Source organism: Ectopseudomonas oleovorans (genome assembly GCF_003052605.1).
GTDB lineage: Bacteria > Pseudomonadota > Gammaproteobacteria > Pseudomonadales > Pseudomonadaceae > Aquipseudomonas > Aquipseudomonas oleovorans_A.
On the sequence record NZ_QASO01000082.1, the window covers coordinates 95,895 to 112,772 of the forward strand.

Consider the following 16,878-nt stretch of genomic DNA (forward strand, 5'->3'; position numbering starts at 1 on the left):
AGCTTTACCGTCGTTCGCATTCGCGAGCAGAGCTCGCTCCAACAGGCTTGCGCCTAATCCTCATCCGCCCAGGGGTGGCGCAGACCACCTTCCTGCTGTTCGTTGAACTGATGGATCTGCCGGCGCTGCTTCTTGCTCGGCCGACCATCGGTCTGCATACCCACCGCGCCAGCCTTGCGCATCGCCGCAGCCTGCTCGCGGCGCGCGATACTTTCTTCCGTCTCGCGGTACAGCAGTTGGGCCTCGGGCGCGCCGCGACGGACGCTGGATAGCGCCAGCACGACCACGGTGCGTTCATCGAAACCGGTGCGCAGCACGTATTCGTCGCCGATCTTCGGTTCCTTGCCCGGCTTGCAGCGCTCGCCACGATGATGGACCTTGCCACCTTCTATAGCCGCCTTGCACAGGGCGCGCGTCTTGAAGAAGCGTGCCGCCCACAGCCATTTGTCCAGGCGGATCTTGTCGTCGTCTTTTTCGCTCATCTCACTCTCTGAAGGGTTCTGGTATTCGCACGCACGGCAGATGCAGTTGTCACACGACGCAACTAGAATGCGCGAAATCATAGGCTTTGTCGGCCGCAGGGGACACTCTCACCTTGAAGACTTTCGACCAGCTCAGCGTGATCGGCCTACGTGAGTGGATCAATCTGCCAGAGCTCGGCATCATCGGCCTGCGTGCCAAGATCGACACCGGCGCCAGCACCTCGAGCCTGCACGCCAGTGATATCCAGCCGTTCCAGAAGGACGGCGAGGACTGGGTGCGTTTCACCGCCTACCTCGGCACCCAGGTGCAACGCCGTCATCGCTGCGAGGCGCAGATGGTCTCGGTCAAACGCATCAAGAGCTCCAACGGCCAGGCGCAGAGCCGCTACGTGATCCGCACGCACCTGGCCCTCGGCGATCGTCTGTGGCCGGTGGAATTTACTCTGGCCTGTCGCAAGACCATGCGCTATCGCGTGCTGCTCGGTTCCAAGGCACTGATAACCGGCTGCTGGCTGGTCAACCCGGCGCTGAGCTATGTGCAGGAAAAACCCGCCCTCCCCCCATCCCTTCCAGGTGCCCCATGAAGATCGCCGTGCTGTCGCGCAACCCGCGCCTGTATTCCACCCGCCGTCTGGTGGAGGCCGGCCAGCAACGGGGCCATGAGATGCAGGTGATCGACACCCTGCGTGCCTACATGAACATCGCCAGTCACAAGCCGCAGATCCACTACCGTGGCCAGGCGCTGGAAGGTTTCGAGGCGGTCATCCCGCGCATCGGCGCGTCGGTTACCTTCTATGGCTGTGCGGTATTGCGCCAGTTCGAGATGATGGGCGTCTATCCGCTCAACGAATCGGTGGCCATCAGCCGCTCGCGCGACAAGCTACGCGCCCTGCAACTGCTGTCGCGCAAAGGCATCGGCCTGCCGGTGACCGGCTTCGCCCACTCGCCGGACGACATTCCCGATCTGATCCAGATGGTCGGCGGCGCACCGCTGGTGATCAAGGTGCTGGAAGGCACCCAGGGCATGGGCGTGGTGCTGGCCGAAACGCACAAAGCCGCCGAGTCGGTGATCGAGGCCTTCCTCGGCCTCAAGCAGGACATCATGGTCCAGGAATACATTCAGGAAGCCGGCGGCGCCGACATCCGCTGCTTCGTGGTCGGCGACAAGGTGATCGCAGCCATGAAGCGCCAGGCCAAGGCCGGCGAGTTCCGCTCCAACCTGCACCGTGGCGGCAGCGCCAGCCTGATCAAGATAACCCCGGAAGAACGCATGACCGCCGTGCGCGCGGCCAAGGTCATGGGCCTGAACGTCGCCGGGGTCGACATCCTGCGCTCCAACCACGGCCCGCTGGTGATGGAGGTGAACTCCTCACCCGGCCTGGAGGGCATCGAGACCACCACCGGCAAGGACGTCGCCGGGATGATCATTCAGTACCTGGAAAAGAACGCCGAGCACGGCCAGACCCGCACCAAGGGACGCGGATGAGCGCGCCCTGCTGCTGAAAACACTCAGCGCTGCCGCGCCTGCAGCCAGGTGAGAAACGCCCTCTCGCTCATCGACTGGCCAAACAGGTAACCCTGGCCGAGGGTGCAGTGCTGCTCGCGCAGGAACGCCAACTGGCTGTCGTGCTCGATGCCTTCGGCCACGCACTCCAGCTCCAGGTTGCGCGCGATCATCAGGATGGTCTGCACCAGCATGCGCCCGCTCGCAGCGCCATCCAGATCGGCGACGAAGCTGCGGTCGATCTTCAGACGATCCAGCGGCAGGCGCTTGAGGTAGGTCAGCGACGAGTAGCCGGCACCAAAATCGTCGATGGCGAAGCGCACGCCCTGTGCCTTGAGCTGTTGCATGTTGCCGATGGCATGCCCGCTGCGTCCGTCACGCTGGGCATTACGCAGCGCCTGCAACGCCGGCTGGGTACGCTCATCTCCGAGCAGGAAACGACAATTGCGCCCCAGCGCCTCCTCGGCGCTGTACCCGGTGATCTGGCTGAAGGCGGCGTTGCAGTAGACCAGCGGCAGATCGGCCTGGCGCGCGCCGGCAATGGTCATGCCCAGGGGGCTGGCCTCCATCGCCAGGTTGGCCCGGGCCAGTTGCTGCTGCATCTGCGCGCTGCGCGCCAGCGCCTGACGCAGATCGCCCAGCGCACGCCCGACCAGCAGAGTCGCCAGCATCAGCAGCACGACCGTGAAGTCCAACTGGTTGCGCTGCACATCCAGCTCGCCAAAGCCCGGACTGTCGCGCCACAGCGCCAGCGGCAGCGTGACGGCGCACACCAGCAGCACGCCGTACAACGCCCCGGCAAAGGCGTGGTGCAGCGCCAGAACCAACATGCTCAGGCCCAGCAGGAGCAGGACGAGCTGCGTCGGCAGACGGGCACTGAGCAGCATCAGCAGGACAAATGCGTCCGTCGCTAACAGCCAGCCGCCTGGCGAGCGACTGATGCTCAGGCTCGCGGAGCCAGCCACGCGCATGCAGCAACGGCGTACAGAGCGCCAGCCAGGGTGCCGTCAGGGCAGCATATTGGTGGTGTTGCTCAACCAGATCGCCAGACCGCCCTGCGTCCACTGCCCTGAAACCCCGTCAGGCAAAGAGTGCCCTGCAAGCCGAACGCTACCAAGGCACTCGGCAGCAACACCGCGAAGGCCAAGAACCGCAGCAGATCAGGCCAGGATCGAAAGGCTGGCGCCGTAACAGCCACCAGCCCAGGGCAACGGCTGCGGTTTCCGGCAGGGCATAGAGCGGCGCCCGAATGCCTGACAGCATATCGCCAGCACTCGAGCGCGGTAATTGAACGTTCGGCTATACCGCGTCGCGCGGCAAGAGCAGGCCAAGCGGCAAACGCACCCGCGCCTCCAGGCCGCCACCACTGCGATTGCGCAACTCGACGCTGCCACCGTGCAGCGCGGCGATACGCCGGACTATGGCCAGACCAAGGCCGGTGCCGCGCCCGCCACGCGCCCGATCACCGCGAATGAAGGGGTTGAAGATGCTGTCCAGCTCGGCCGGATCGATACCGTTGCCACGGTCCAGCACGCTCAGCACCACATAGGGCGCGCTGTGATCACCTGCCAGGCTGGCTACCACCTCGACGGCATCGCCACCACCGTGATTGAGGGCGTTCTCCACCAGATTGGTGAGCAGCCGCTTGATCGATACCCGACGCAGCGGAAACGGTGGAATCGCTTCCAGGCACAGGCGCACACGCTCGTTGCCCTGGTTATAGGGTGCCAGGGTTTCACGCACCAGCTCGGGGAAGTCGGCTTCCTCCACCGGCTCGCCGCGACCATCACGGATGAAGGCGAGGAACTGATCGAGAATGGCGTCCATGTCCTCGATATCGCGCACCATGTCCTCGGTCAGCTCGGAATCGTGGTCCATGAATTCCAGGGCCAGGCGCAGGCGCGTCAGCGGCGTGCGCAGATCATGCGAGACGCCAGCCAGCATCAGCTCACGCTCGCGGGCAGCCTGCTCGACATCCTCGGCCATCTGGTTGAAGGCGCGGTACACCTCGGTCATCTCGCTCGGCGTATCACCCACCGGCAGGCGCACGCTGCGCCCCTGGCCGAGCTGGCGAGCGGCATAGACCAGGCGCTTGAGCGGCGCGTTGAGCTGGCGCACGAAGATCCAGGCGGCGGCCGTGGACAGCAGGCCGATGCCGAGGAACCAGCCGAGCACGCTCCAGATCCGCTGGCCACGCAGCGGGTGCGGGTACATCGGCACCCGCACCCAGCCATCGCCGAGACTCGGCGCCCGCACCCACAGCGCTGGCGGCGTGGTCGCACGCACGCGGGTTTCGGTATCGGGGCCGAGCTCGGTCTGCATCTGCCGCTGGAAGATCTCGCTGTAGGGCCAGTGCTGCTCGCTGGCCGGCACCTTGTCCCGCGGGATGCGCTTGAGCCCGGCGGCCTGGGCGATGTGGTCGCGATCCTCGGGGTTGGCCGCCCAGTAGGCGCGCAAGGTCAGCGCCGCACCGTGGCTGTACTGGCGGTCGACCAGCACGTCCTCGTTCATCATCAGGTACACCAGAGTCAGCGCCTTGGAGAACAGTACGACCACGAGCACCAGCCAGAGGGTGCGGGCGAAGAAGCTTTGCGGGAACCAGTAGGGGGCTTTCATCAATACACAACCGTAGGAGCGAGCACAGCTCGCGAATCGAAACAACGTTTTCGCGAGCAGCGCCCGCTCCTACATGTCACTTGTTGCCGTCGGGCACGAACACGTAGCCCACACCCCAGACAGTCTGGATATAGCGCGGCTTGGACGGGTCCGGCTCGATCAGGCGACGCAGGCGGCTGATCTGCACGTCGATGGAACGCTCCAGCGCATCCCACTCGCGGCCACGGGCCAGGTTCATCAGCTTGTCGCGGGTCAGCGGCTCGCGCGCGTGCTGCACCAGCGCCTTGAGCACGGCGAACTCACCGGTGGTGAGCATGTGCACCTCATCGCCCTTCTTCAGCTCGCGGGTGGCCAGCGACAGCTCGTACTCACCGAAGGTCACACTTTCGTCTTCGGTGCCCGGCGCGCCCGGTACCACCGGTGCCTGACGGCGCAGTACGGCCTTGATCCGCGCCAGCAGTTCGCGAGGGTTGAAGGGCTTGGCCAGGTAATCGTCGGCGCCCAGCTCCAGCCCCTGGATGCGGCTGCCTTCGTCACCCTTGGCGGTGAGCATGATGATCGGCATTTGATTGCCGGCCTCACGCAGGCGGCGGCAGGCGGACAGGCCGTCTTCACCCGGCAGCATCAGGTCGAGCACCACCAGATTGAACAGCTCGCGGGCCAGCAGACGATCCATCTGCTCGACGTTTTCCACCGCGCGCACGCGATAGCCCTGCTCATCGAAGAAGCGCTCGAGCAGGCGGCGCAGGCGGGCGTCGTCGTCGACGATGAGAATCTTCTCGCCTTCGGCAACAGGGGCAGCGGACTGGGTCATGGCGTCTCCTTGGCAGCCGTACTGTGGACGGCAAGTGGCGGCATTATCGCTCAGGCGCATGGTTGGGCGCTTCAGCCATTGTTAGCAGATTTTTCTCCAACGGTTCGCAGCGCTCGCGAATGCGGTGTTTATAATGCGCCGTTTTCGTCTCTGGCCAGCATCTTTGCGGCCGCCCTGTCGCTTCAGTGGGTAGCTTTATTTATGGACAGTATCAACAACCGCATCGCCGATGAACTGGGCGTGCGCCCGCAACAGGTTGCCGCCGCCGTGGCCCTGCTCGACGAAGGCTCCACCGTGCCCTTCATCGCCCGTTACCGTAAAGAGGTGACCGGCAGCCTCGACGACACCCAGTTGCGCCACCTGGAAGAGCGTCTGCGCTACCTGCGCGAGCTGGACGAACGCCGCGTGGCGATCCTCGCCAGCATCGAGGAGCAGGGTAAGCTCACCCCCGAACTCAAGCGCGAGATCGACCTGGCCGACACCAAGACGCGCCTCGAAGACCTGTATCTGCCGTACAAGCAAAAGCGCCGTACCAAGGGCCAGATCGCCCTGGAAGCCGGTCTTGGCGAGCTGGCCGACGCACTGTTCAACGATCCGAGCCTGACGCCCGAGCAGGAAGCCGAGCGCTTCATCGACGCCGACAAAGGCTTCGCCGACGTCAAGGCCGTGCTCGAAGGTGCCAAGTACATTCTCATGGAGCGCTTCGCCGAAGACGCCGCGCTGCTCGACAAGCTACGCAGCTTCCTCAAGGACAACGCCACCCTCAGCGCCCGCCTGGTGCCGGGCAAGGAAAACGAAGGCGCCAAGTTCAGCGATTACTTCGAGCATGACGAGCCGCTCAAGGGCGTGCCGTCGCACCGTGCGCTGGCGATCTTCCGCGGGCGTAACGAAGGCATTCTCAGCGCCAGCCTGAAGGTCGGCGAAGAGCTGCCCGGCGCCATGCATCCGTGCGAGCTGATGATCGGCGAGCGCTTCGGTATCAGCGCGCAAGGCCGTGCCGCCGACAAGTGGCTGGCCGAGGTGGTGCGCTGGACCTGGAAGGTCAAGCTGTACAACCACCTGGAAACCGACCTGCTCGGCGAGCTGCGCGAAAAGGCCGAGGACGAGGCGATTGCCGTGTTCGCCCGCAACCTGCACGACCTGCTGCTGGCCGCCCCGGCTGGCCCGCGTGCCACCCTGGCGCTCGACCCGGGTCTGCGCACTGGCTGCAAGGTGGCCGTGGTCGATGCCACCGGCAAGGTGCTGGAAACCGCCACCGTCTACCCGCACGCGCCGCGCAACGACTGGGACGGCACCCTGGCCATCCTCGCCAAACTCTGCGCCAAGCATGGCGTCGACCTGATCTCCATCGGCAACGGCACCGCCAGCCGCGAGACCGACAAGCTGGCCGCCGAACTGATCAAGAAAGTACCGGGCCTGAAACTGACCAAGGTGATGGTCTCCGAGGCCGGCGCCTCGGTGTACTCGGCCTCGGAGCTGGCCGCCCGCGAATTCCCCGATCTCGACGTGTCCCTGCGCGGCGCCGTATCCATCGCCCGCCGCCTGCAGGACCCGCTGGCCGAGTTGGTGAAGATCGACCCGAAATCCATCGGCGTCGGCCAGTATCAGCACGACGTGTCGCAGCTCAAGCTGGCGCGCAGCCTGGACGCCGTGGTCGAGGACTGCGTGAACGCCGTCGGCGTGGACGTCAACACCGCCTCTGCCGCCCTGCTGGCACGCATCTCCGGGCTGAATGCGACCCTGGCGCAGAATATCGTCGCCCACCGCGACCAGAACGGTGCGTTCAAGACCCGCGCCGAGCTGAAGAAGGTGCCGCGCCTGGGCGAGAAGACCTTCGAACAGGCCGCCGGCTTCCTCCGCGTGATGAACGGCGACAACCCGCTGGACGCCTCCGCGGTGCACCCGGAAACCTACCCGCTGGTCGAGCGCATCGCCCAGGACACCGGCCGCGACATCCGCTCGCTGATCGGCGACTCGGGATTCCTCAAGCGCCTCGATCCGGCCAAGTTCACCGATGAGCGCTTCGGCCTGGTCACCGTCGGCGACATTCTCAAGGAGCTGGACAAGCCCGGCCGCGACCCGCGCCCGGAGTTCAAGACCGCCGAGTTCCAGGAAGGCGTGGAAACCCTCAATGACCTCAAGCTGGGCATGGTGCTCGAAGGCGTGGTGACCAACGTCACCAACTTCGGCGCCTTCGTCGATATCGGCGTGCATCAGGACGGCCTGGTGCACATCAGCGCGCTGTCGGAGAAGTTCATCAAGGACCCGCACGAGGCGGTCAAGGCCGGCGACGTGGTCAAGGTCAAGGTGATGGAAGTGGACATACCGCGTAGCCGTATCGCCCTGTCCATGCGCATGGGCGACACCCCCGGCGAGAAAGTCGAGGGCGCGCGTGGCGGCCAGTCACGCGCTGGCAACCGCGGCGGCAATGGCCCACGCAGTGAACGCCATTCCAGCCAGGACAAACCGGCACCTGCCACCGGCGGCATGGCCGCCCTGTTCGCCAACGCCAAGCAGTTGAAGAAATGAATATGACCGACAACACCGACAACGTAGGCGCCAGCAGCGCCTTTTCCCGCCTGCTCGGCCTGGAAATTCTCCAGGTCGGCGGCGGCGAGGCGCGCGTGCGCTTGACCCTCACCGACGAGCTGCGCAACCTGCACGGCAAGCTGCACGGCGGTGCGCTGTTCTCGCTGATCGACACCGCCATGGGCCAGGCCAGCCATAGCCTGGGCGATGGCGGCCCGAGCAGCGTGACTCTGGAGTGCAAGATCAACTACATCCGCCCGGTATCCGAAGGCAGCGTGCTGTGCCACGCCAAGGTGCTGCACGCCGGTCGCCGTACCCAGGTGGTGGAAGCCGAAGTGCTGCAGGGCGACAAGCTGGTCGCCAAGGCGCAAGGCACCTTCGCCTGCGTGTAATCGCCTGCGCTCGGTCTGGTCTAATCTGGCAAATCGTTTGCCCCTTGCAGAGTGCAGGGACGATCCCCATATTAAGGCGACTGCCCAGTTAGGAATTGCATCTTGAGCGATCTTCTCTCCCGCCGCCTGGCTCAGCTCGGCGAGCCGGCCAACCTGTCCCTGCTGGGTGAGTGTCTGCACGGCATCGAGCGCGAATGCCTGCGCGTCAATCACGACGGCCAGCTGGCCCTGACCCCGCACCCGCAGGCGCTGGGCTCGGCGCTGACCCATGCGCAGATCACCACCGATTATTCCGAGTCGCTGCTGGAGTTCATCACCGGCACCGCCAAAGATCCAGCCGCCACCCTCGCCGAACTGGACAGCATCCACCGCTTCGCCTACGACAAGCTCGATGGCGAGCTGCTGTGGAGCCCGTCGATGCCCTGTGCCCTGCCGGACGAGGAGACCATTCCCATCGCCCGCTACGGCAGCTCCAATATCGGCCGCCTCAAGTACGTGTATCGCAAAGGCCTGGCGCTGCGTTACGGCAAGACCATGCAGTGCATCGCCGGCATCCACTACAACTTCTCCCTGCCCGAGGGGCTGTGGCAGCTGCAACAGCAGAGCGAAGGCAACGAACAGAGTGCGCGTGACTATCAGTCGGCCCGCTATATCGCATTGATCCGCAACTTCCGTCGCTACAGCTGGCTGCTGATGTACCTGTTCGGTGCCTCGCCGGCGCTGGACAAGGGCTTCATGCGTGGCCGTCCGCACCACCTTCAGGAACTGGACGCCAGCACCCTGTACCTGCCCTACGCCACCAGCCTGCGCATGAGCGACCTGGGTTACCAGAGCAGCGCGCAGTCCGGCCTGACCCCCTGCTACAACGACCTGGCCAGCTACACCGACAGCCTACGTCTGGCAGTCGGCACGCCCTACCCGGCCTATGTCGAGATCGGCACCAAGCGTGGCGACGAGTGGCTGCAACTCAATACCAACATCCTGCAGATCGAGAACGAGTACTACTCGAGTATCCGCCCGAAACGCGTCACTTACAGCGGCGAGCGCCCGATCCAGGCGCTGATGAGCCGTGGCGTGCAGTACGTGGAAGTGCGCTGCCTGGACATCAACCCCTTCCTGCCGCTGGGCATCGATGTGGCGCAGGCGCGCTTCATCGACGCCTTCCTGCTGTTCTGCGCACTGGAAGACAGCCCGCTACTGGAAAACGGCGAGTGCAGCAGTTGCACCAGCAACTTCCTCAAGGTGGTCAAGGAAGGTCGTCGTCCCGGCCTGCACCTGCAGAAAGGTAGCCAGCAGGTAGAACTCAAAGTCTGGGCCAGCGAACTGCTCGAACGCATCCTGCCATTGGCCGAACTGCTTGATCGCAGCCAAGGCAGCAGCACGCATATCGAGGCGTTGGCGCAGCAGCAAGCCAAGGTCGCGGATGTGGAAATGACGCCATCGGCCCAGGTGCTGGCGATTCTGCGTCAGGGCAAGAGCTTCACCGAGTTCGCTCTGCAGCAGAGCCTGCGCCACGCCGAATACTTCCGCGGACAACCGCTCAGCGCGCAGCAGCAACAAGCCTTCGAACAGGCCGCCCACGACTCGCTGGCCGCGCAGGCAGAGCTTGAAGCGCAGCCCGAGGGTGATTTCGATGCTTTCGTCGCGGCCTACCAGGCGAGCATTCTGGCTTTGGCCGTGTAGGGCGAAGAACCGTCGACTGCGTCACAAAGCCAACCAGCGGAGCAAAAGCCAGGATGGGCGGCCACTCCCCTGGCCGCCCGGCCAGCTAGCATTGCCGGGTAAAGGACGATAGACGAGCAGCGCCCATGGCCGATGACGCCACGCCGCAATGGAGCCTGGAAAGCCTGACCAAGGCCTACCAGCAAGGTTATATGGCCGGCCTTACTGACCAACCCAGGACCCGCCAGCCCTACCCTGACGAAATCCCCGCTGCGGCCTGGGAGGCCGGCTGGGACGACGGCTTCGAGCAGATGCGCCTGCAGCAGCACAGCGCCTGACACTCTGAACGCATTGTGGGAGGGGCTTTAGCCGCGAGCGGTGAACCCGTCGCGGCTACATGCTCGGCCTTGGCCTCCTGCATCGCTCCAGTGTAGGAGCGGCTTCAGCCGCGAAACTCGCGGATAAATCCGCTCCTACAATTGCAGCCTGCTCTCGCCTCGCCTACAACGCCTTCTCGAACACCTTCGAATTGCGCTGGTAGTTATACAGCGATGCCCGCGCGGTGGGCATGCGCTCGACGCTGCTCGGCTCGAAGCCGCGTTCGCGGAACCAGTGGGCGGTGCGGGTGGTGAGCACGAACAGGGTCTTGATCCCCTGCGCCCGCGCCCTGGCCTCGATGCGTTCCAGCAACTCGTCGCCGCGGCCGCCATGGCGGTAATCGGGATTGACCGCCAGGCAGGCCAGCTCGCCACAGTCGGAATCGGCGATGGGATAAAGTGCCGCGCAGGCGATGATCAGGCCTTCGCGCTCGACGATGCTGAACTGCTCGATCTCGCGCTCCAGCACCTCGCGCGAACGGCGCACCAGAATCCCCTGCTCTTCCAGCGGGCTGATCAGCTCGATCAGCCCACCGACATCCTCGATGGTCGCCTCGCGCAGGGACTCGAACTGCTCCTGGGCCACCAGGGTGCCGTTGCCGGTACGGGTGAACAGTTCGCTGAGCAGCGCACCATCGGTGGCATAGCTGACGATGTGGCTGCGCTTCACGCCGCCGCGACAGGCTTCGGCGGCGGCATCGAGTAGCTCGCCCTGATAGTTGCTGCCCAGGCGCGCCAGATGCGCCGGCACCTGCTGCGGACGCAGTTCGCGCACCAGCTTGCCGTTTTCGTCGAGCAGGCCATCCTCGGCGCCGAACAGCAGCAGCTTGTCCGCCCCTAGGTCGATGGCGGCGCGAGTGGCGACGTCCTCGCAGGCCAGATTGAAGATTTCCCCGGTCGGCGAATACCCCAGCGGCGACAGCAGCACGATGCTGCGCTCGTCGAGCTGACGGTTGATACCCTTGCGGTCGATGCGCCGCACTTCACCGGTGTGGTGGTAGTCGACGCCATCGACCACACCGATCGGCCGCGCGGTGACGAAGTTACCGCTGGTCAGGCGCAGGCGCGAACCCTGCATCGGCGAGGCCGCCATGTCCATCGACAGACGCGCCTCGATGGCGATGCGCAGCTGGCCGACGGCATCGATCACGCATTCCAGGGTCGGTGCGTCGGTGATGCGCAGGTCGCGATGGTAATGCGGGGTTAGGCCGCGGGCAGCGAGGCGCGCCTCTATCTGCGGGCGCGAGCCATGCACCAGCACCAGGCGCACGCCGAGGCTGTGCAGCAACACCAAGTCGTGGACGATATTGGCGAAATTCGGATGGGCAACACCCTCGCCCGGCAACATGACCACGAAGGTGCAGTCGCGATGGGCGTTGATATAGGGCGATGCGTGGCGTAACCAGTTGACGTAGTCGTGCATGAGCAATCCATTAGCGTCGAGACGTAGGACGGGCATAGCCGTCATGTTCGGTTAGAGAGTCGCTCTCATCGTCGCTGCACGTCGTCACTCCGGGTCAGGCAGTAGTGTTGGATCAGTTGGCGCAGTATCGCCACAGTTGGTTCGATACGGGCCAGCTCCAGGTGTTCCCCCGGCTGGTGCGCACAGTCGATATCGCCGGGGCCGAGCACCAGCGTCTCGCAGCCAAGGCGCTGAAGATAAGGCGCCTCGGTGCCGAATGCCACCGCCTGCGCGCTGTGCCCGGTCAGCCGCTCGGCCAGACGTACCAGCTCGGCATCGGCACGCTGCTCGAATGACGGCACTTCGGGGAACAGCGGACCATAGTCGATGCGTACCTGATGCTTGAGCGCCAGCGGCTGCAACTTACCGCGAATGGCCTCGCGCAGTTGCTCAGGATCCATGCCCGGCAGCGGACGCAGGTCGAACTCCAGCGCGCACTGGCCGCAGATGCGGTTGGGGTTGTCGCCCCCGTGGATGCAGCCGAGGTTGAGCGTCGGTTGCGGCACGCTGAACTGCGGATTGTTGAACTCGCGCTGCCACTGCGCACGCAGGCCACGCAGCTCCCCCATCACGTCCTGCATGGCCTCCAGCGCGCTATGCCCGAGACTCGGGTCGGAGCTGTGACCGCTGCGCCCGAGAATATCGATACGCTCCATCATCACGCCCTTGTGCAGGCGGATGGGTTTGAGGCCGGTCGGCTCGCCGATCACCGCCGCACGGCCAAGCGGCCGCCCGGCCTCGGCCAGGGCGCGGGCGCCAGCCATGGAGCTTTCTTCATCACAAGTAGCAAGGATCAGCAACGGTTGCTGGAAAGGCTGATCAAGCAGCGGCCGCACGGCTTCGATGGCGAGGGCGAAAAAACCCTTCATGTCGCAACTGCCCAGCCCCACCCAGCGGTCGCCCACTTCGCTCAGCTTGAGCGGATCGGTCTGCCACAGGGCCGCATCGAAGGGCACGGTATCGCTGTGCCCAGCCAGCACAAGACCACCTGGGCCACTGCCATAGCTGGCGAGCAGGTTGAATTTGCCGGGGGCGATCTGCTGGGTTTCGCAGGTGAAGCCCAGGTCACCGAGCCAGGCGGCAAGCAGCTCGATGACAGGCGCGTTGCTCTGGTCCCAGTTGGGCTGGGTGCAGCTCACCGAGGGCGCTGCGATCAGCGCGGCGAACTGCTCTCGAAAGGACGGCAAGGGCATCGGCGATCTCCTGGGTCAGAGCCCCATCATAGGGGCATCCAACCTCAGGGGAAACCGTCAGGCCGGGATCAGACCCCGCCGAACAGCGCGCGCAGGATGAAGAAGAAGATGATCGACAGGATCGCACCGGCCGGCAGGGTGATGATCCAGGACAGGAAGATCTTGCCGATCATGCCCAGGTTCAGCGCACCGATGCCGCGCGCCAGGCCGACACCGAGAATGGCGCCGACCAGAGTGTGGGTGGTGGATACCGGCAGACCCAGGCCCGAGGCGCTGACCACGGTGGTAGCAGCGGCCAGTTCGGCGGCGAAGCCGCGGCTGGGGGTCAGCTCGGTGATTTCCTTGCCGATGGTGGCGATTACCTTGTAGCCGTAGGTCGCCAGGCCGACCACGATGCCCAGCGCGCCCAGCAGCAGAATCCAGCCCGGTACCAGCGACTTGTCGCCAGCGGCCAGGTCACCGCCACTCTGGATCACACCGACGATGGCCGCCAGCGGGCCAACGGCATTGGCCACGTCGTTGGAGCCATGAGCGAAGGCCATGGAGCAGGCGGTGAAGATCATCAGGATGGCGAACACCTTCTCCACGCTGGAGAAGTGGAAAGCCTTGTCAGCTTCGGCGTCGACATGAATGCGGCTGAGCAGCGCGATACCGATCAGCATCACCAACACACCGATACCGATGGACAGCATGAAGCCTTCGGTACTGGAGAGGTTCAAACCAACGTGTTTGAGCCCCTTGGTCATGGTCATCAGCGAGATGACGAACCCGGTAATGAACATGTACAGCGGCACGAAACGCTTGGCATTCAGGAAGGGGTTATCAGTGTCGATGATCAGCTTCTGCACACTGACGAACAGGCAGAAGGAGATGATCCCGGCCAGCATCGGCGTGACCACCCAACTGGCGACGATGGGGCCGACACCGCCCCAGTGCACCGCATCCATGGATACGCCCACAGCGGCAAAGCCGATGACTGCGCCAACGATGGTGTGCGTGGTCGATACCGGCCAGCCGCGCGTCGAGGCGACCAACAGCCAGGTTCCCGCAGCCAGCAGCGCCGACATCATGCCCAGCACCATGAGGTTGGGGCTGATCATGTTGGCATCGACGATGCCATTCTTGATGGTTTCGGTCACCTCACCACCGGCCAGGTAGGCACCGGCAAATTCGAAGACCATGGCGATGATGATCGCCTGCTTGATGGTCAATGCTCGCGAGCCAACGGATGTACCCATAGCATTGGCTACATCGTTGGCCCCAACACCCCAGGCCATGAAAAAACCGAAAAGGCAGGCAAGCACGAGCAGAATCAGCCCGTAGTCCGCAATTAGAGACATAAAGTTAGTTTCCGTAGATCCCAGAAAGGACACTGGCGCTTAGCGCGCCAGCAGTTGTTCCAGACGGTTGCCCACTCGCTGGGCACGATCGGCGACATCGCCGATCCAGTCGATAATCTGATAGAGGAACATCACATCGACCGGAGGAAGATCCTGCTCCAGCTTGAACAGGTTGCGGCGCACCTCGATCTGCAGGCGATCGGTATCGTTTTCGATCGAACCGAGCTCCTCGATCAGGTTTTCCACCAGCACGGCTTCGCGGCCGGCAAAACCGGTCTCGAGCAGTTCGTCCAATTCGTTCATCGCCTTCAGCGCCTGGGCGCTGGCGTCTACGCTGCGCTGTACGTAGGTACGCACCAGCGGCTGCAACGGCTGCGGAATGGCCATCTGCCGACCGAGCATGAGGCCGGCGATGTCCTTGGCACGGTTGGCGACTTTGTCCTGTACACTGAGCAGCTCGAGCAGATCCGAACGCGGCACCGGCAAAAACAGGCTCTTGGGCAAGTGCAGGCGCACGCTTTTCTTCAGCTTGTCGGCCTCGTGCTCCAGGCGGGACATCTCCTGTTGTACCTGTTCTACCTTGGCCCAGTCCTCGGCCATCACGGCCTCGAAGAAAGGCACCAGGTTCGCCGCGCACTCATGGGCCTTGGCGATATGCTGTTGCATGGGGCCGATGGGTGAACGACCGAACAGGCTGACAAAGGGATTGATAGGCATAGGGTAAGCCCCTGTTTTGAGAAGGTCGCAAGTATAGGGAGCGACTTCGTCATTCGCCAGCGCGTGTCATCGGTCTGTCACATTTTTAAAAAAGGGCGATCAAGTCTCCACCATGGTCAAAGAAACCGAAATCAAACTGCGTGCCAGTCGCGCCACCCTGGCCGCCCTGCGCGAGCACCCACTGCTGAAGAAACGCAACAAGAGCGGCTGGCAACGCGGCGAGCTGTTCAATCAGTATTACGACACGCCGGAGCGCGAGCTGGCCAGCGCCAAGGTCGCCCTGCGCCTGCGCCGTGACGGCGAGCAGTTCATTCAGACCCTGAAGAGCCGCGGCCAGAGCGTCGCCGGCCTGTCCGAACGCAACGAGTGGGACTGGTACCTGAGCAAGGCCAAACTTGACCTAAAAAAGCTCGACGACAGTTGCTGGCCGGCCAGCCTGGCCGAACTGGACAAGAAAACCCTGCAGCCGCTGTTCACCACCGATTTCGTCCGCGAGAAGGCCGAGATCGCCTGGGGCCGCGGCAAGGCCAAGGTAGTCATCGAGGCTGCGCTGGACCTGGGCAAGGTCATCGCTGGCGAGGGCGAAGAAGAGATTTGCGAGCTGGAGTTGGAACTGCGCCAGGGCGAACCCGCCGCGCTGCTGGAGCTGGCCTGCGAGCTGGCCGCCGAACTGCCGCTGATGCCTTGCGACATCAGCAAGGCCGAACGCGGCTATCGTCTGTTCGATGCTGGCAGCTACAACCTCAGCCTGCCAGCACCCGAGCTGCAGGGCGAGATGAGCCTGGACGACGCTTTCGCCGCACTCGCCTGGCACCTGCTCGGCGCCAGCCAGCGCCTGGCCGAGCAGTATCGCTGGAATGGTCATTGGAGCCTGTTGCAGCAATGGCTGGAGCAATTGATCGACCTGCGCGCCCTGCTCGCCAGCCTCGGTCAGGCAGCGCCGCGAGCCAGCTCGCGGGAACTGCGCGAAGCACTTGACGCCCTGCTCGACGATTGGCGTCCGCGCCTGGCGGCCGGGCAGCACGACGACAGCATGCGCCGTAACGCTCCCGCGCTGTTCGCCGCCGAACTGGATGGCTGCCGCTGGGGCCTGCTGTCGCTGAAGATGTCGTATTGGCTGCTGCAACGCAGCTGGACGGCAGAGCGCAACAATCGCGGCAATCGCCAGGGTAACGCAGCCCTGGGCAACTGGCTGCCGACCCTGCTGAACGAAGAAGGCACGGCCCTGCAACTGCGCCGCTACCAGCAGCAACCGGAAGACCTGGCCGAGCAGATGCCACGCCTGGAGCGCCTGCTGGTCTGGCTGCGCCTGGCCCGTGGGGTGCTGGAAGTGCCCGAGGTCGACCGCCTGTATGGCGAGCTGAACAAGCTGTACGAACTGGCTCAGCAGGAGCTGGACGACGAGCAGCGCCAACTGCGTGCGACTCAGACGCAGATCGTGAGCAGCCTCAAGGCCTGGAAGGCGTTGGTGAAATAGCGGCTGGGCAGGCACAACAATCGCGGCTGAAGCCGCTCCTACAGATCGCTGCACAACGTAACCGCTCCATAAACCCCGTCCTGGCGGACGGTTTTTTCAGGAAGCAGAGGCAGAAGCTGGCGAGCAGTTCCACGGCAGCAGCGCTTCGTAATCCTCGACGCGGCTCGCCGCTGACAGGCGTTCAAGGATGTGGCGCAACCAGGCGTAAGGCTCTTGCCCGTTGGCTTTGGCAGTTTCGATCAGGCTGTAGATCTGCGCGCTGGCGGTAGCGCCTTTCGGCGTGTCGCTGAACAGCCAGTTCTTGCGGCCGATG

The 16,878-nt window shown here is 64.3% G+C and carries 15 protein-coding genes and 1 pseudogene; 7 read left to right on the forward strand and 9 right to left on the reverse strand.

The window, feature by feature from the left end:
* Window positions 1–53 precede the first annotated feature (53 nt).
* Window positions 54–482 (reverse strand): RNA-binding S4 domain-containing protein, encoded by a 429-nt coding sequence (locus DBO86_RS14015; RefSeq protein WP_017678397.1) that lies wholly within the window; start codon window positions 480–482, stop codon window positions 54–56.
* Between the two features lie 113 nt (window positions 483–595).
* Here DBO86_RS14015 and rimB point away from each other — a divergent pair, with 113 nt between their 5' ends.
* Window positions 596–1,066 (forward strand): retropepsin-like aspartic endopeptidase RimB, encoded by a 471-nt coding sequence (gene rimB, locus DBO86_RS14020; RefSeq protein WP_108233974.1) that lies wholly within the window; start codon window positions 596–598, stop codon window positions 1,064–1,066.
* Window positions 1,063–1,968, forward strand: a complete 906-nt coding sequence (gene rimK, locus DBO86_RS14025) for a 30S ribosomal protein S6--L-glutamate ligase (protein WP_108233975.1) — start codon at window positions 1,063–1,065, stop codon at window positions 1,966–1,968. The genes rimB and rimK overlap by 4 nt, the downstream gene beginning before the upstream one ends.
* Before the next feature lie 23 nt (window positions 1,969–1,991).
* On the opposite strand, the pseudogene DBO86_RS27060 reads toward rimK, so the two are convergent.
* The 3 genes and pseudogenes from DBO86_RS27060 to ompR all read right to left on the reverse strand — a co-directional run.
* A pseudogene (locus tag DBO86_RS27060) lies at window positions 1,992–3,231 on the reverse strand (EAL domain-containing protein); the annotation flags it as partial.
* A gap of 54 nt (window positions 3,232–3,285) precedes the next feature.
* Entirely contained in the window at window positions 3,286–4,602 is a 1,317-nt protein-coding gene (locus DBO86_RS14040; protein ID WP_108233976.1) for an ATP-binding protein, read from the reverse strand.
* 76 nt (window positions 4,603–4,678) lie between these two features.
* Window positions 4,679–5,416, reverse strand: a complete 738-nt coding sequence (gene ompR / locus DBO86_RS14045; RefSeq protein WP_108233977.1) for an osmolarity response regulator transcription factor OmpR — start codon at window positions 5,414–5,416, stop codon at window positions 4,679–4,681.
* A gap of 201 nt (window positions 5,417–5,617) precedes the next feature.
* Here ompR and DBO86_RS14050 point away from each other — a divergent pair, with 201 nt between their 5' ends.
* The 4 genes from DBO86_RS14050 to rmf all read left to right on the forward strand — a co-directional run bounded on the left by DBO86_RS14050 (window position 5,618) and on the right by rmf (window position 10,337).
* Window positions 5,618–7,945, forward strand: coding sequence for a Tex family protein (locus DBO86_RS14050; RefSeq protein WP_108233978.1), 2,328 nt, complete (start codon window positions 5,618–5,620; stop codon window positions 7,943–7,945).
* On the forward strand, window positions 7,942–8,337 hold the full coding sequence (locus DBO86_RS14055; protein ID WP_003458708.1) for a PaaI family thioesterase: 396 nt from the start codon (window positions 7,942–7,944) through the stop codon (window positions 8,335–8,337). Before DBO86_RS14050 ends, DBO86_RS14055 begins: the two co-directional genes overlap by 4 nt.
* Window positions 8,338–8,439: 102 nt before the next feature.
* Window positions 8,440–10,020 (forward strand): glutamate--cysteine ligase, encoded by a 1,581-nt coding sequence (gene gshA / locus DBO86_RS14060; RefSeq protein WP_108233979.1) that lies wholly within the window; start codon window positions 8,440–8,442, stop codon window positions 10,018–10,020.
* A gap of 125 nt (window positions 10,021–10,145) precedes the next feature.
* A complete protein-coding gene (rmf, locus tag DBO86_RS14065; protein ID WP_003458706.1) occupies window positions 10,146–10,337 on the forward strand; it encodes a ribosome modulation factor in 192 nt (63 codons plus the stop codon).
* Window positions 10,338–10,500: 163 nt separating this feature from the next.
* On the opposite strand, the gene argA is transcribed toward rmf, so the two are convergent.
* The 4 genes from argA to DBO86_RS14085 all read right to left on the reverse strand — a co-directional run bounded on the left by argA (window position 10,501) and on the right by DBO86_RS14085 (window position 15,088).
* Window positions 10,501–11,799, reverse strand: a complete 1,299-nt coding sequence (argA, locus tag DBO86_RS14070; RefSeq protein ID WP_108233980.1) for an amino-acid N-acetyltransferase — start codon at window positions 11,797–11,799, stop codon at window positions 10,501–10,503.
* A gap of 65 nt (window positions 11,800–11,864) precedes the next feature.
* Window positions 11,865–13,031 carry an acetylornithine deacetylase gene (argE, locus tag DBO86_RS14075; RefSeq protein WP_108233981.1) on the reverse strand — a complete coding sequence of 389 codons (1,167 nt, stop codon included), beginning with the start codon at window positions 13,029–13,031 and terminating at the stop codon, window positions 11,865–11,867.
* Between the two features lie 68 nt (window positions 13,032–13,099).
* On the reverse strand, window positions 13,100–14,371 hold the full coding sequence (locus DBO86_RS14080; RefSeq protein WP_108233982.1) for an inorganic phosphate transporter: 1,272 nt from the start codon (window positions 14,369–14,371) through the stop codon (window positions 13,100–13,102).
* Window positions 14,372–14,410: 39 nt separating this feature from the next.
* Window positions 14,411–15,088, reverse strand: coding sequence for a TIGR00153 family protein (locus DBO86_RS14085; protein ID WP_108233983.1), 678 nt, complete (start codon window positions 15,086–15,088; stop codon window positions 14,411–14,413).
* A gap of 112 nt (window positions 15,089–15,200) precedes the next feature.
* On the opposite strand from DBO86_RS14085, the gene DBO86_RS14090 reads away from it, so the two are divergent.
* On the forward strand, window positions 15,201–16,565 hold the full coding sequence (locus DBO86_RS14090; RefSeq protein WP_108233984.1) for a CYTH domain-containing protein: 1,365 nt from the start codon (window positions 15,201–15,203) through the stop codon (window positions 16,563–16,565).
* 96 nt (window positions 16,566–16,661) lie between these two features.
* Here DBO86_RS14090 and DBO86_RS14095 read toward each other — a convergent pair.
* On the reverse strand, window positions 16,662–16,878 hold a 217-nt coding region (locus DBO86_RS14095), incomplete at its 5' end, for a transposase domain-containing protein (RefSeq protein WP_146173179.1).

What these genes read in the sequence shown, in the direction of transcription:
- DBO86_RS14055 (WP_003458708.1), top strand. Translation starts at nt 7,942, where the DNA reads ATGAATATGACCGACAACACCGACAACGTAGGCGCCAGCAGCGCCTTT.
- DBO86_RS14040 (WP_108233976.1), bottom strand. Translation starts at nt 4,602, where the DNA reads ATGAAAGCCCCCTACTGGTTCCCGCAAAGCTTCTTCGCCCGCACCCTC.
- rimK (WP_108233975.1), top strand. Translation starts at nt 1,063, where the DNA reads ATGAAGATCGCCGTGCTGTCGCGCAACCCGCGCCTGTATTCCACCCGC.
- DBO86_RS14050 (WP_108233978.1), top strand. Translation starts at nt 5,618, where the DNA reads ATGGACAGTATCAACAACCGCATCGCCGATGAACTGGGCGTGCGCCCG.
- argE (WP_108233981.1), bottom strand. Translation starts at nt 13,031, where the DNA reads ATGCCCTTGCCGTCCTTTCGAGAGCAGTTCGCCGCGCTGATCGCAGCG.
- DBO86_RS14080 (WP_108233982.1), bottom strand. Translation starts at nt 14,371, where the DNA reads ATGTCTCTAATTGCGGACTACGGGCTGATTCTGCTCGTGCTTGCCTGC.
- DBO86_RS14085 (WP_108233983.1), bottom strand. Translation starts at nt 15,088, where the DNA reads ATGCCTATCAATCCCTTTGTCAGCCTGTTCGGTCGTTCACCCATCGGC.
- DBO86_RS14090 (WP_108233984.1), top strand. Translation starts at nt 15,201, where the DNA reads ATGGTCAAAGAAACCGAAATCAAACTGCGTGCCAGTCGCGCCACCCTG.
- ompR (WP_108233977.1), bottom strand. Translation starts at nt 5,416, where the DNA reads ATGACCCAGTCCGCTGCCCCTGTTGCCGAAGGCGAGAAGATTCTCATC.
- DBO86_RS14015 (WP_017678397.1), bottom strand. Translation starts at nt 482, where the DNA reads ATGAGCGAAAAAGACGACGACAAGATCCGCCTGGACAAATGGCTGTGG.
- rmf (WP_003458706.1), top strand. Translation starts at nt 10,146, where the DNA reads ATGGCCGATGACGCCACGCCGCAATGGAGCCTGGAAAGCCTGACCAAG.
- argA (WP_108233980.1), bottom strand. Translation starts at nt 11,799, where the DNA reads ATGCACGACTACGTCAACTGGTTACGCCACGCATCGCCCTATATCAAC.